Source organism: Phytomonospora endophytica (assembly GCF_014202425.1).
Taxonomy (GTDB): Bacteria; Actinomycetota; Actinomycetes; order Mycobacteriales; family Micromonosporaceae; genus Phytomonospora; species Phytomonospora endophytica.
On the sequence record NZ_JACHGT010000003.1, the window covers coordinates 278,879 to 292,193 of the forward strand.

The 13,315-nt window shown below is 70.6% G+C and carries 16 protein-coding genes; 7 read left to right on the forward strand and 9 right to left on the reverse strand.

What is annotated here, in order from left to right:
- The first annotated feature begins 34 nt into the window (after positions 1–34).
- From HNR73_RS07560 to bfr, 3 genes are all read left to right on the forward strand, one after another.
- Positions 35–1,069, forward strand: coding sequence for a threonine aldolase family protein (locus tag HNR73_RS07560; protein ID WP_184786579.1), 1,035 nt, complete (start codon positions 35–37; stop codon positions 1,067–1,069).
- An 80-nt stretch (positions 1,070–1,149) separates the two neighbouring features.
- Positions 1,150–1,329: a (2Fe-2S)-binding protein gene (locus tag HNR73_RS07565; RefSeq protein ID WP_184786580.1), complete on the forward strand. Its 180-nt coding sequence runs from the start codon at positions 1,150–1,152 to the stop codon at positions 1,327–1,329.
- Between the two features lie 127 nt (positions 1,330–1,456).
- Positions 1,457–1,939, forward strand: a complete 483-nt coding sequence (gene bfr, locus HNR73_RS07570) for a bacterioferritin (RefSeq protein WP_184786581.1) — start codon at positions 1,457–1,459, stop codon at positions 1,937–1,939.
- A gap of 58 nt (positions 1,940–1,997) precedes the next feature.
- On the opposite strand, the gene HNR73_RS07575 is transcribed toward bfr, so the two are convergent.
- From HNR73_RS07575 to HNR73_RS07600, 6 genes are all read right to left on the reverse strand, one after another.
- Positions 1,998–2,153, reverse strand: coding sequence for a hypothetical protein (locus HNR73_RS07575; protein ID WP_184786582.1), 156 nt, complete (start codon positions 2,151–2,153; stop codon positions 1,998–2,000).
- A gap of 43 nt (positions 2,154–2,196) precedes the next feature.
- Positions 2,197–2,376: a hypothetical protein gene (locus tag HNR73_RS07580; RefSeq protein ID WP_184786583.1), complete on the reverse strand. Its 180-nt coding sequence runs from the start codon at positions 2,374–2,376 to the stop codon at positions 2,197–2,199.
- Positions 2,377–2,547: 171 nt separating this feature from the next.
- On the reverse strand, positions 2,548–4,410 hold the full coding sequence (locus tag HNR73_RS07585) for a Stk1 family PASTA domain-containing Ser/Thr kinase (RefSeq protein ID WP_184786584.1): 1,863 nt from the start codon (positions 4,408–4,410) through the stop codon (positions 2,548–2,550).
- A gap of 83 nt (positions 4,411–4,493) precedes the next feature.
- The gene (locus HNR73_RS07590; RefSeq protein WP_239121968.1) at positions 4,494–5,258 is read right to left on the reverse strand and encodes an alpha/beta hydrolase; all 765 of its coding nucleotides are present in this window, start codon (positions 5,256–5,258) and stop codon (positions 4,494–4,496) included.
- Positions 5,252–6,046: a class I SAM-dependent methyltransferase gene (locus HNR73_RS07595; protein ID WP_184786585.1), complete on the reverse strand. Its 795-nt coding sequence runs from the start codon at positions 6,044–6,046 to the stop codon at positions 5,252–5,254. The genes HNR73_RS07590 and HNR73_RS07595 overlap by 7 nt, the downstream gene beginning before the upstream one ends.
- Positions 6,047–6,071: 25 nt before the next feature.
- Entirely contained in the window at positions 6,072–6,551 is a 480-nt protein-coding gene (locus HNR73_RS07600) for a hypothetical protein (protein WP_184786586.1), read from the reverse strand.
- A gap of 409 nt (positions 6,552–6,960) precedes the next feature.
- Here HNR73_RS07600 and HNR73_RS38980 point away from each other — a divergent pair, with 409 nt between their 5' ends.
- Positions 6,961–7,290, forward strand: a complete 330-nt coding sequence (locus HNR73_RS38980; protein WP_203685840.1) for a lycopene cyclase domain-containing protein — start codon at positions 6,961–6,963, stop codon at positions 7,288–7,290.
- Positions 7,287–7,595, forward strand: a complete 309-nt coding sequence (locus tag HNR73_RS38985) for a lycopene cyclase domain-containing protein (protein WP_239121967.1) — start codon at positions 7,287–7,289, stop codon at positions 7,593–7,595. Before HNR73_RS38980 ends, HNR73_RS38985 begins: the two co-directional genes overlap by 4 nt.
- On the opposite strand, the gene HNR73_RS07610 is transcribed toward HNR73_RS38985, so the two are convergent.
- Positions 7,592–8,683, reverse strand: a complete 1,092-nt coding sequence (locus HNR73_RS07610) for a polyprenyl synthetase family protein (protein WP_184786588.1) — start codon at positions 8,681–8,683, stop codon at positions 7,592–7,594. The genes HNR73_RS38985 and HNR73_RS07610 overlap by 4 nt on opposite strands.
- Before the next feature lie 158 nt (positions 8,684–8,841).
- Here HNR73_RS07610 and HNR73_RS40640 point away from each other — a divergent pair, with 158 nt between their 5' ends.
- Positions 8,842–9,357 (forward strand): YcxB family protein, encoded by a 516-nt coding sequence (locus HNR73_RS40640; protein WP_184786589.1) that lies wholly within the window; start codon positions 8,842–8,844, stop codon positions 9,355–9,357.
- A 53-nt stretch (positions 9,358–9,410) separates the two neighbouring features.
- Here the strand turns inward: HNR73_RS40640 and HNR73_RS07620 are convergent, their stop codons facing one another.
- Positions 9,411–10,127 (reverse strand): PspA/IM30 family protein, encoded by a 717-nt coding sequence (locus tag HNR73_RS07620; RefSeq protein ID WP_184786590.1) that lies wholly within the window; start codon positions 10,125–10,127, stop codon positions 9,411–9,413.
- Positions 10,128–10,153: 26 nt separating this feature from the next.
- On the reverse strand, positions 10,154–12,187 hold the full coding sequence (locus tag HNR73_RS07625; protein ID WP_184786591.1) for a TPM domain-containing protein: 2,034 nt from the start codon (positions 12,185–12,187) through the stop codon (positions 10,154–10,156).
- 204 nt (positions 12,188–12,391) lie between these two features.
- On the opposite strand from HNR73_RS07625, the gene metF reads away from it, so the two are divergent.
- Complete coding sequence (gene metF, locus HNR73_RS07630; RefSeq protein WP_184786592.1) at positions 12,392–13,309, forward strand: methylenetetrahydrofolate reductase [NAD(P)H]; 918 nt, start codon at positions 12,392–12,394, stop codon at positions 13,307–13,309.
- Positions 13,310–13,315 lie beyond the last annotated feature (6 nt).

Below are 13,315 nucleotides of genomic sequence, written 5' to 3' on the forward strand. Positions count from 1 at the left end.
CGACGGGCATGCGCCGCTCACTAAGCTGAGCCGCATGCCCGTCGATCTGCGCAGCGACACCGTCACCAGGCCGACCACCGCGATGCGCGAGGCCATGGCGCGCGCCGAAGTCGGTGACGACGTCTACGGCGAGGACCCCACCGTCAACGCCCTCGAACACGAGGCCGCCGAGCTGTTCGGCCACGAGGCCGCGCTCTTCTGCCCCTCGGGCAGCATGGCCAACCAGATCGCCGTGCAGACCCTCGCCGGCCCGGGCGGGGAACTCCTCTGCGACTCCGACGCCCACGTCGTGACCTTCGAAGGCGGCGCCGCGGCGGCCTATGGCGGGGTCTCCACCCGCACCTGGCCCACCCGCGCCGGCCACCTCGACGTCGACACCGTCGCGGCGTTCATCCGCCCCGGCGGCGGCTACGCCGTGCCCACCGTCGCCGTGGCCGTCGAGAACACCCACAACCTCGGCGGCGGCCGCGTCATCCCGATCGCGAAGCTGCGCAGGTTGCGGGAACTCGCCGACGAACGGGCCGTCGCCCTGCATCTCGACGGCGCCCGCATCTGGAACGCCCACGTCGCCGACGGCGTACCACTGCACGAGTACGGCGAACTCTTCGACACCGTCTCGGTGTGCCTGTCGAAAGGACTCGGCGCGCCCGTCGGTTCCCTGATGATCTCGACCCGCGAGCGCGTCGCGGCCGCCCGCGTCATCCGCAAGCGTCTCGGCGGCGGCATGCGGCAGGCCGGCATCCTCGCCGAGGCCGGCCGCCACGCCCTGCGCCACCACATCACACGGCTCGCCGAGGACCACGCCCACGCCAAGCGCCTCGCCGCCGCGCTCGCGCCTTTCGGTGTGTGCGACGCCGGGGGCGTCCAGTCCAACATCGTGGTCCTCACGGTCCCCGACGCCGCCGCACTCGGCGCGGCCGCACGGGAAGAGGGCGTCCTGGTGTCGGTTCTCGGGCCGCGGCTGGTGCGTCTGGTGACGCACATGGACGTCGACGACGCGGGCACCGAGCAGGCGGTGAAAGTCCTCACCTCGCTGCTCAGCGGGGGTACGGCCGCCGCCGAAAGCTGACAGCACGGACTATGGCGGTGCGCCGAACGGTCGGTTATGTTAGGCAAGCCTTCGTTAGGTGAGGCTTGCTTGGAGGACCGTTGTACGTCTGTATCTGCCACCGTGTGCGCGAATGCGAGGTTCGCGACTCCATCCGGGCCGGCGCGCGCACCGAGGAGGCCGTCGGCGACGCCTGCGAGGCCGGTACGGGATGCGGCACCTGCCTCGACCGGATCTGCGAGATGATCGAAGCCGAGTCACCGGTCCGGGCGCTGGTCTGACCGCCGGCTCAGGGTCGCCTTAGCGAGCACAGCCTGACCTAAATTAGGCGTTCCTGGCTTAGTGTCCGATATCTCCCGGTAATACGCTCTGGAGCAAGCGCCAGTTGAAACCCCGGGAGGCAGGCACATGCAAGGTGACAAGAAGGTCATCGAGTTCCTCAACGAGCAGCTCACCGCCGAGCTGACCGCGATCAACCAGTACTTCCTGCACGCCAAGATGCAGGAGAACTGGGGCTACACCAAACTCGCCGCCCACACCCGGGCCGAGTCGGTCGACGAGATGCGCCACGCCGAGGTCCTGACCGACCGGATCCTCTTCCTTGAGGGCATGCCGAACTACCAGCGGCTCTTCCCGCTGCGCATCGGCGAGAACGTCGGCGAGCAGTTCCGCTGCGACATGAAGATCGAGGCCGAGGCCGTCGACCGCCTGCGCAAGGGGATCGTGCACATGCGCGAGGTCGGCGACGTGACCTCCGCGAAGCTCTTCGAGTCGATCCTGGCCGACGAGGAGCAGCACATCGACTACCTGGAGACCCAGCTCGACCTCATCGAGAAACTCGGTGAGCAGCTCTACCTCCAGGCCCTGATCGAGCCGCCGAAGGGCGACTAGACGCGCACCGGCCAAGGGCCCCCGAAGCATCGCTTCGGGGGCCCTTGAGCGTCTCGGATCAGAACGAGCAGGTCTTCTGGCACGGCGAGGCGCAGTAGCAGTAGCGCCCGTCGATGACCTTCTCCACGCACACCGTGGCGCAGGCGTGCGCGTCGGTGGCGGGGACGAACTTGGCGAGCATCCGGTCGGAGACGCGCTTGACGGCCTTGATCACGGGCTTTCCTCCGTTGTGAGGTTGGGTGTGGCGGGGCGGTTCGTCAGCAGACGCACTCGTCGCAGCCGAGCTGCGTGCCGTGACAGTCGTAGCAGCAGGTTCTCTCACAGCGGCCGGTCCGCAGTCCTCCCGAACAGCGTTCCTTCCCGCAGGTGACGGCGCAGGCCGTCGCGTCCCCGGCCGGAACGAGACGGTTCAGTAAACGGTCGCTGAGTTTGCTCACCAGACGAATCATGACGTTCCCCTCGTCGGATCGGATTCCTTGATCGACAAGGGAGAATCTCGCATCTGCCCCAGGGGAAGTCAATGAGCCCGAGCGCGGATATGCGGTGCCATATGCGTACGGTGGGCACGAGATCGGTACGGATCACATCCGGGCGGATCTCTCGGCCGGTCAGTACGTGTAGAGCGTGATGGTCGCGCCCTTCGGCTGGGTCGAGTTCCCGTCGGGGCTCATGTCCCACACCGTGTCGTCGCCCAGGGGCAGGTCGAAGCGGTCGACCTCGAAACCGAGCCGCTGGAGCTCGCTGCGGGCCTCCTCGAAGGGCTTTCCGGTCACGTCCGGGAGCGCCACCGGCTCCGGTCCCTTGCTGACCGTCAAGGTCACCATCGTGTTCGTGCCGACACCGGCGTCCGGCGCGGGGTCCTGGGCGAAGATCTCACCGGGCTGGACGTGGTCGTCGTAGGTCTCGACGATCGTCACCGTCAGACCGAGCGCCTCGATCTGGGCGCGCCCGTCGTCGGCCTTGAGTCCGAGCACCTTCGGCACCTTCACCGGGGCGGGACCCATGCTCACCACGAGTTCGACCTTCGAGTCGCGGCGGACCTCGGTGCCCGGCGCCGGCGTCACCGACACGACCTGTCCCTCCGGGACCGTGTCGTCGTACCCGTTGACCACCCCCACCTGGAGGTGCATTCCGGACAGCTGGTCGACCGCGGCCACGCCCTCGGTGCCGGCGAGCGCGGGGATGACGTAGCGCTCGGGTCCCAGCGAGAGGGTCAGGGTGATGGGCTCGCCGTCGAGGATCTTCTCCCCGGGCATCGGGTTCTGGCCGAGGACGGTGTCCTTCGGGATGTTCTCGGAGAAGCCGCCGCCGTCGAAGCGGACCGTGAAGCCCTTGTCGGCGGCGAGGGTCTCGGCCTCGTCGGCGGTCATGGACAGCAGGGACGGTGTCTGCTCGTATCGGCCGGCGGAGAACCACCAGGCGGTCACGCCGACGAGCAGCATGGCCAGCGCCACCGCGCCGAGGGCCAGGAGGGTCCGGCGCGGGACGTTGCGCAGCCTGGTCAGCACCCGCGACGGGGCGCGGGGAGCCGGGGGTGCGGGTGTGGCGCTGCGACCCTGGAACACCGGCTCGGTCGGCAGGATGGTCGTCTTGCGCTGGGGCTTGCGCGCGACGGGCGCTGCCGCCGGCTCGGGCAGTTCGGCCAGGCGCGCGGCGAACTCGGTGGCGTCGGCGGGCCGGGCCGCGCGGTCGCGGCGGGTCGCGGCGACCACGAGCGCGTCCAGCTCCGGCGGGATCCCGTCGACGAGTGTGGACGGCGCGGGGACGTCCTCGTGGACGTGCCGCCCGGCGACCTCGGCGGCGTCGGGCCCGTCGAAGGGCACCACGCCGGTCAGCAGCTCGAAGAGCACGATCCCGGCGGAGTACACGTCGGAACGCGCGTCGGCGAGGCCGTCGGCGACCAGCTCCGGCGGAACGTAGGCGACGGTGGCCAGCAGCTGACCGCCATCCTCCTCGGGGTCGCTCTCGGCCTCCACGATCCGGGCCAGCCCGAAGTCGGCGACCTTCACCGCGCCGGTCTCGGCGAGCAGCACGTTCTCCGGCTTCACGTCGCGGTGGACGAGCCCGATCCGGTGCGCCGCCGACAGGGCCTCCAGCAGCCTCGCGGCGATGCGCACCGAGTGCCGCACCGGGAGCCGCTCGTGCTCGTTGAGGACGTCGCGCAGAGTGCGCCCGGCCACGAACTCCATCACCAGGTACGGCAGCCCGTCGTGGCTGCCGGTGTCGTACACGCCGACGACGTTGGCGTGCGACAGACGCGCGATGATCTTCGCCTCGCGCTCGAAGCGCGCGAGGAAGCCCGGGTCGTCGGCCTGGGAACGCTGGATGATCTTGACGGCGACGACGCGGTCGAGGCGCTCGTCGACGGCCCGGTACACCGTCGCCATGCCGCCGGTGGCGACGCGTTCGGTCACTCGGTAGCGCCCTTCGAGGGCTGCTCCGATCAGCGGGTCGGTGACGGTGGTGTCCATTGCAACCGAGTGTACGAGTGGTGCGCGACCGTTCCCGGGAGCCGCGCTGCGACGACGGCCGCGGGCGTGACGCGGCCCACGGCCTAACCTTTCGCGTGCTCGCCCAGCCAGCGCCCGATCCGGTGCACGATCGGCGGCGTCATGCCCGCCTCGGCGTGCCCCACGCCCTTCTCGATCCACAGCTCCTTCGGCTCGCCCGCCGCGTGGTACAGCTCGTAGGCGTGCCGCAGTGGGAAGTACCTGTCGCGGTCGCCGTGCACGATCAGGAACGGGATCGGTGAGATCATCGCCGCCGCCCGCCACGGCGGCACCGGCTCCTCCGTCCAGCCTCCGTCGGCGATGCGGGTGCGCAGCAGTGAACGGCTCACCAGGCGTCCCATCGGCCACTCCACCGCCCGGTGGACCCAGCGCATCGACGCGGTCCCCTTGTAGTACCAGCGGCTCGGCCCGCTGACCGCGGCGACCGCCGACACGTCCCCGTACAGGCCGGCGTGGCGCACCACCACGGCCGAACCCATCGAGAAGCCGAGCAGCGCCACCTGCCGGTAGCCCAGCTCGCGGGCGTGCGCGACGGCCGCGTCGACGTCGAGGACCTCCCGGTCGCCGAGTGTGGAGCCGCCGCCGGAACGCCCGTGCCCGCGGAACTGGAAGCTCAGCACGGCCCCGTAGCCGCGCAGGATCTCCATGATGTTGCCGAAGCGGGCGCTGCGCCACGTACCGGTGAACCCGTGCGCCACGACGATCACCAGCTCCGACGGGTGGCGGGCATGCAGGTGCACCGCGTCGAGGTGGATACCGTCGTCGGTGGTCAGCGTGAACGTGCCCTCAGCCGGGCGCCGGCTCAGCAAGGCAGACCCCGGATCACACCGAGGTGGTTGGTGAAGGTGAACGCGCCTTCGCGCGCGACGGTTTCGGTGACGATCTCGGCGGCGCGGTCGCGGACGGCGTCGAACTCCGGGTGGTCGTTGAGATGCCGCGTGGAGTCGATGAAGGCGATCACGGGCGCCGGGTCGGGGACGATCGTGCCGCCGAAGTACTCGACGCGCTCCACGCTCGGGAAGACCTCCCGGGCCAGGGCGTCCATGTCACCGAAGCGCAGGATCGACGAGCCGAAGATGTCGCCCTCGGGATCCCCGCCGAGCACATCGCGGAGTGCCTGCCGCCAGAGCCGGATGAACTCGATCTTGTCGTCGGCTCCGTTACCGATGATCAGGCAGCTGCCGTCGGGACGCAGTACGCGCCCGAACTCGGCGACGGCGGCCGCCGGATCGGGCACGTGGTAGAGCATGTGCAGGGCCAGGACGGCCGAACACGAGTCCTCGGCCAGCGGCAACGCCATCGCGTCGGCGACGAACCCGGGCCCCCCGGCGTGGCCGACCATGCCGGGGGAGAAGTCCACGGCGAGCACGGTCAGGTCGGAACGCCGTTCCCGCAGCGCCTTCGTGTAGGCGCCGGAGCCGCAGCCGACGTCGGCCACGACCCCGGCGGGGATGTCGCGCAAGCGATGGACGACTTCGCCGACCAGGTCCAGCCGCGGGCGCCGGTACTCATAGATCGCCCGGCGTGTCTCCAAGGGACGCTCGTCGGCGTAGGCCCCGGTCCGGAGCTTCGTGCGGTCGGTGTAGGCGGTCGTCATGGTCCACAACCTACCGTCGTGCGCGTCAGTTCGCCGGTGCGCTGCTCGGTGGCGGGTCCGAAGGCGACGGCGACTCCGACGGTGACGGTGACCCCGACGGGTCGGCGCTCGGGGACTGCGAGGGGGTGTGCGACGTCTCGGTCGGCCGGGGGCCGAGGGTCGGCTTGTGTCCCGACGGCGAGGCCGACGGAGACGAGGACCGCGACGGCGAGGGCGCGGGCGATCCGAGATAGGGGAAACCGGCACTGGCCTGCGGGTTGAGGTACTGCTCGGCGAGCCCGGCGGGCTGGCCACTGTGGCCGGAGCCGTTCTCGGCCCGGTCGCCGGGAGTGTCGCCTCCGGTGAGCCTGCCGAGCAGGCCGGTGGCGATGACCACCGCGGTGGCGGCGACCAGCAGCACGATCGTGCCGAGGAGGCGGATGGAGCCGCGACGGCCGCGCAGGTCGTAGCGCAGGGACCGGCCTGCGACGCGGAACTCCTTGGTCAAGGTGCGCAAAGGTCTCACGAGGGTCCTTCCAGCATGGATGAAAAGTGCGTCCACGGGCCGGGAGGAGTACCTGGGGTGAGAAGGATCGAGGGTGCAGGCACGGCGACCGTGATATGCGACGGTCCACTCGCGACAGGCGCGAGTGGACCGACAGGAGGTATGTAACTGACGTTGCCGCAGAACGTTCACCCACGGAGAGAGGGTTGTGGTGGGCACCTGCGTCGCCTGGTCCAGTGCAATCCCCTCAGATGCACCGGGCCGGCGCCGCGCGGGTGCCCACCGTCCCCCGCCTCTCCGCGCATTCCCGTCCTTGCGCGACACTGAGTTCAACGAGCGGGGCGCGCTTAGGTCGCTGCCGTGGCGCCAAAAGAACGGGAATCAACGTGATGGATGAGCCCGCCTCCGCCGAACGGTGGAGTGAGTAGTCGTGCGGCAACTCATCTATCTCGGTGTCCTCCTGGGCTGCCTGGTCTGCGCTGGCTGGCTCGAACCGGTCCTGAAGACACGCGTCCTGGCCCGCCACCGGCGAGTCCTGCGCACGATCGCCCTGGTCGCGATCCCGTTCCTGCTCATCGACACCGCCGCGATCCTCGCCGGCTGGTGGTGGTTCGACGGCGACGCGGTGATCGGCGCGTACCTGCCCGGCGGGGTCCCCCTCGAAGAGGTGCTGTTCTTCGTCGTCGTCCCGGTCTGCGCGATCCTCGGCTTCGAGGCCGTCCGCACGGTCCTGGGACGGCTCGGGAAGGCCGAACGGTGAGCCCGGGCTATACCGTCCTCGCCGTCGCCATGATGCTGGCCGCCGCCGCCCTGGACCTGTTCGTCCTGCGCACGCGCCTGCTCACCAGGCTGACGTGGTGGCTGACCTACCCGATCGTGCTGGTGTTCCAGCTGCTGTCCAACGGGATCCTGACCTCGACGGGCGTCTTCAACTACCGGCCCGACACGATCCTCGGCCTGCGCGTCTTCCACGCACCCGTCGAAGACCTCGGCTTCGGTTTCGCCCTGGTCTTGTCCACCCTGTCGGTGTGGATGTGGCGCGAACGCCGCGAGACCGGCCCCTAGAGGGCGCGCTGGATCGCGGCGGTCGCCAGGTGTTCCAGGACCGGCCGGGCCGCGTCGTCGACCTCGGCGGCGGCCAGCGCCGACGCCGCCTCGGCGGCGAGCCGGTCGATGCGCTCCTCGGTGCGCGCGAGCGCCCCGGTGTCGTCGATGACCTGGCGAAGCGCGGCCACACCCTCGGCGTCGAGGCCGGGATCACCCAGCCTGGCGTCGAGCAGCGAGCGCTGCGCCGGGTCGGCGGATTCGTAGGCGGCGGCGATCAGGTAGGTGCGCTTGCCCTCACGCAGATCGTCCCCGGCGGGCTTGCCGGTGCGGACCGGGTCGCCGAACACCCCCAGCACGTCGTCTCGCATCTGGAAGGCCTCCCCGAGAGGCAGGCCGTAGGCCGAGTAGGCGGCCGACAGCTCGGCCGGTGCGTCGGCGAGGGCGGCGCCGATGAGCAGTGGCCGCTCCACGGTGTACTTCGCCGACTTGTACCGCGCGACCTTCCCGGCGCGTTCGAGCGTCGTGTCCCGCGACGCCTGGGCGAGAACGTCGAGGTACTGCCCGGCCATCACCTCGGTGCGCATCGCGTCGAAGACCGGACGTGCCCGCATCACGGCTTCGACGGGAAGCCCCGCCGAACAGAACAGCTCGTCCGACCACGACAGGCACAGGTCGCCCAGCAGGATCGCCGCGGCCGCGCCGAACTCCGCAGCCGACCCCGACCACGCGTTGGCGACGTGCTGACCGGCGAAACGGCGATGCACCGACGGGTCCCCGCGCCGGGTGTCGGAACCGTCGATGAGGTCGTCGTGGATCAGCGCCGACGCCTGCAGCAGCTCCAGCGAGGCCACGCACGCCACGAGGCGCTCGCCGTCGGCGCCGCCGGCGCCCCGGTAACCCCAGTAGGCGAAGGCCGGGCGCATGCGCTTGCCGCCACCGAGGACGAAGCCTTCGAGGGCCTCGACCACGGGCAGGAGTGCACCGTCGATGTCGGTGAGCCGCGGCCGCTGCCGGGCGAGGAACTCGTCGAGGGCCTTCTCGACACGCGCGCCCAGGTTGGCGGTGTCGAGGGGGGAGGAAGGCCGGCCGGCGCCTGCGTTGGTCACGTATTGACGCTAGCCGTTGCGATCACGGGGGAACCACCGGGTGGCGCGTGGATGAAAGGCGGGTCACGGATTTGACCGGGGGAGCGGCGGCGGGTGGAATGAGGCCGCCCTCACACACCGGCGCGGTCCGCCGCGTCCGTCCCCGCTAGGGAGCCTCGGTGCAGATCACCCTCCACCACCGGCCCGATCCGCGGCTGATGAAGCGCGCCCTGCGCCGCATGAGCCGGGCACAGCGGGGAAGGCTGCTCCTCAACGCGGCGACGCTCACCGCCTGTGGCATCGCCGCCCTGGCGCTCGACCCCGGCGACGGTACCGGCGTCGAGACCGTCGCGCGCTTCGCCGGACCGATGCTCATCGGGGTCGGCGCGTTCCACGTGTTCCTGTGGGTCAACGTCGTGGCGTCCATCGGCAAGGCCGTCGCCGCCCGTCTCCGCACGACCGAACCGGTCACCTACGTGCTCACCGACGAGCGGCTGAGCGCGGCCACCCCCAGTGAGGACTCCAGCGTGTCCTGGCGGCTCATCGGCACGATCACCGAGTACCCCGACATGTGGCTCCTGCACCGCGTCGACCTTCCCGGCCACGCGTGGAGCCTGCCCAAGGCCGCTTTCGTGCCGGACGACGCCGAGGAGTTCCGGCGCTTCGCCGCCGCCCGCCGCGGCGTGACCTCCTAGGCCCTTTGGTGAACCGGCCCGCCCGGCACCGGCGTGCCGGGCGGGCCGCTCCACTACGAGCCCGCTTTGAGCGCGGCCATGCGCGCCTCGATCTCGGCGTCGTCGCCGAGCTTGTCGAGGCTCTCGAACTGCGCGTCCAGCGAGGACGATGCCAGTTCCTGCGCACCCCTGGCCTGGGCCTCCTCGCGGCGGATCTTGTCCTCGAAGCGGCTGATTTCGCTCGTGGGATCGAGGATGTTGACGCTCTTGATCGCGTCGTTGACCTTGTTCTGCGCCGAGGCCGACTTCTGCCTGGCCACCAGGCTGTCGCGCTTGCCCTTGAGCTCGGTCAGCTTGAGTTTCATCTGCTCCAGCCCGGACTTGAGCTTGTCGACGACGTCGCGCTGGGAGGCGATGTTCGGCTCGGCGGCCTTGACCTCCTTCTCGGAGTCGATCTGGCGCCCGAGCGCGACCCGTGCGAGGTTGTCGAACTTGTCGGCGTCCTCGGACTTGCCGCTCGTGCGCAGCTCGTCGGCCTTGGCGCTGGCCGACGCCGCCTTCGCGCCCCACTCCTTGGCCGCCTGCACGTCGGCGTTGTAGTCGTCCTCGGCCAGGCGCAGGTTGCCGATCGTGGTCGCGACGGCCTGCTCGGCCTCGCTGATGTTGTTGGAGTAGTCCCGGATCATCTGGTCGAGCATCTTCTCCGGGTCCTCGGCCGAGTCGAGCAGGGCGTTGATGTTGGCCTTCGCCAGCTGCGCGACGCGCCCGAAGATCGTCTGCTTCTCACCCATGTCCTCATCCCTTGTTCGTCGAGTGCTCAGAAACGTCCACCGGCGCCACGGCGGCCCCGTGTGCCGCCGCCGCCGAAACTGCCCGGTGTCATCCGCGGGCCACCGCCCGAACCGCCCCGGCCCCCGCCGCCGCCTCCACCGAGGAGACCGCCGATGAGGATCCCGCCGAGCACGGCCGCGGTGGAGCTTCCGCCGCCTCCGCCGCCACCGCCGAAGCCCCCACCGGGCATCGAAGGCGTCTGGTAGCCGCGCACGTCGTTCTCGGCCAGGTCGCGCGCCGAGGCGGCGAGCTGGTCGGCCTGCTGCGCCGCGGCCAGGGCGGCCATCGGGTCGGTGGAGCTGAGCTCGACGGCCCGCTCGTACTGGCGGCGCGCTTCGGCGAGCCTCGTACGGGCCTCGGAGCCGACGCCGCCGCGGTTGGTGTTGATGAAGTCCTCCGCCGCCGCGATCCGGCTGCGCGCGGCCAGCGCGGCCTGTTCGAGATTGGCGCGGGCGCGCTGCTGGCGGGCCTCAAGGTCACGGACGTCGGCGAGTGCCTTGTCGAGGGCCCCGTCGGCCTCTTCGAGACGCCGCACGGCGTCGAGCGGGTCGAAGGAACCCGACGCCATCTCCTGACGCACGCTCGCCACCACGCTCTCGGTGCGGGCGAGTGACTCGGCCAGCCCGGCGCCCTGGCGCCCGGCGGCGACGGCCGCGCGGCCTTCGGCGAGGTCGTTGTCGGTCTCGGTGAGCAGGGCCGGCAGACCCGTCTCGGCGTCCCGCAGCTCGCCCACGCGCCTCTCGACGGCTTCGAGGAGTTGCCCGGTCTGCCCGACGGCCTCCTCGGCGGCTCGCACGAGTACGGCGGCCTTGTTCCCGTCGCCGGTGCCCAGTGCCTTTCCGGCGAGGTTGAGCTGCTCATCGGCGAAGGCGAGCCGGTCGGCGGCCTGGGCGGGGTTCTCGGCGATGGTCGCCACCGCACCTGCCGGGTAGCGGGTGCCGAGTTCGTTGAGGGTCGCCTTCGCGGTTTCGAGCCTCTTGGCGAGGGCCTGGGTCGTGCCCTCCAGCTCCCCGATCGCCTCCGGCGCGCGCTTGCCGAGGTCGCGCAGCCGGTCGAAGTCGGCGGCCTCGGCGTCCAGGCGCGTGTTGGCCTCCTGGCAGCGGCCGATGATCTCGGTGAGCATCTGCCGGCGGGTGGCGTCGTCTTCGGGTTCGGAGTCGTCGAGGCGCTGGCGCAGCCGGAAGGAGACGTTGAGGTGCTCTTTGGCGGCGGTGACGGTCTCGCTGAAGCGCGCGGTCGCCTCCTCGCCGAACTGGGCGGTCGCGAAGCCGAGCTCCTGCTCGCTGGTGCGGACGGCGTCGTCGGTGTCGATGAGCAGCTGGCTGGCCTGCTTGTCGAGTTCGGGCAGGGGTACGCCGGTGAGGTCGGCGGTCGCCGCGCCGCCGCCCTTGGCGGCCTGCTTCCGCTTGCGCACGAACCACCAGACGGCCACCGCGATGGCGACGAGGACGAGGACGACGACCAGGCACAGCCAGGCGCTGCCACCGCCTCCGCCGCCGGGATCGGCCTCACCGGGCTGTACCGCCACGCCGGGTACGGGCTTCCCCGAGAGGGTGGCGTTGTAGCCGTTGGCCGCGCCGATTGCCGCGCCGGCCCAGTCGTTCTGCTGGAGCGACGGTTCGATCGCGACCCGCGCGACGGTGTCGAGTTGCGCGTCGGTGAGCGGGAAGTCCGTGTCGACCGAGACGGCGTACTGGCGCACCGAGGTGCCCACGGCCATCAGCATGTCCCGCCGGCCGAGGCCGTTGCGGTTCGCCGTCTCATCGGCCCAGGTCTGGGCGTTGCGCCCGGAGAAGTCGCCGACGTAGACGACGAAGAGTTGCACGCCCTGGTCGGTGTTCAGCTTGTCGAGCGCGGTGGTGACCTCGCCTTTACGCGAGCCCAGTGCGCCGACCTTGTCGGTGATCTGGCCGGAGTCGAGCGTCACTGGCTCCTCGGCGGCCGCGACGCCGGCGGGCGCCGTCGACAGCAGGACGAGCAGACCCACCACAACCGGCCGAAGCAGCCCCCGCAGCGTCATAGCTCCCCTTCACCCGCACGAGAGCGGACAATTCCGAATGAGACTAACAATTCGGTCAGCCGAGTATGGCCAAACGGGTGATCACACTGCACAGTGCGGAGCAAGGGAGAATGGGTGGACCGTGTGCCGCGCGGCCCATCCCATTCTGTGACCGACCCTCCACCACCGGCCCTGGTAAAGAACACGGCCCGTTAGGCTCGGGGGGTGACACTCGGTGCCCCGTCGGTGATGCCCGGCCAGCCCCCCGCGATCGGGGACCTGGTCGCCGCACCCGAGCCCACGTTCTCCTTCGAGTTCTTCCCGCCACGCGGGGACAAGGGGGAGAAGACACTGTGGACGGCGCTGCGCGAGCTCGAACCGCTGCAGCCGTCCTTCGTGTCGGTCACCTATGGAGCCGGCGGCGGCAACCGCGCCAAGACGATCGAGACCACCGAGCGCATCGCCACCGAGACCACGCTGCTCCCGATGGCCCACCTGACGGCCGTCAACCACAGCGTCGCCGAGCTGCGCAACCTCATCGGCCACTTCGCCGCGGTCGGCGTGCGCAACATCCTCGCCCTGCGCGGCGACCCGCCCGGCGATGTCAGCGGAGAGTGGATCGCCCACCCCGACGGCTTCACGCACGCCCACGAGCTCGTCAGTCTCCTCAAGGAGTCCGGCGACTTCAGCGTCGGCGTCGCGGCCTTCCCCGAACGCCACCCGCGTTCACCCGACTGGGACAGCGAGATCCGCCACTTCGTCGCCAAGTGCCGCGCCGGCGCCGACTTCGCCATCACCCAGATGTTCTTCAACTGGGCCGACTGGGCCCGCCTGCGCGACGCCACCGTCGCCGCCGGCTGCGACGTCCCCATCGTTCCCGGCGTCATGCCGGTCATCAACGTCCGCAACCTCGAACGCATCGCCGAACTGACCGGCGCGCACATCCCGCCCGCGATCGCCGACCGCTTCCACGCCGTGGCCGAAGACCCCGTCGCCGTCCGCGACCTCGGCGTCGAGATCGCCACCGAACTGTGCGACCGGCTGCTCTCCGAGGGCGCACCGGGCATCCACTTCATCACCATGAACCGTTCGACCGCCACGCGCGAGATCTGGCAAAACCTGCGTTCGGTCGCCCCCGTCTGATATCCA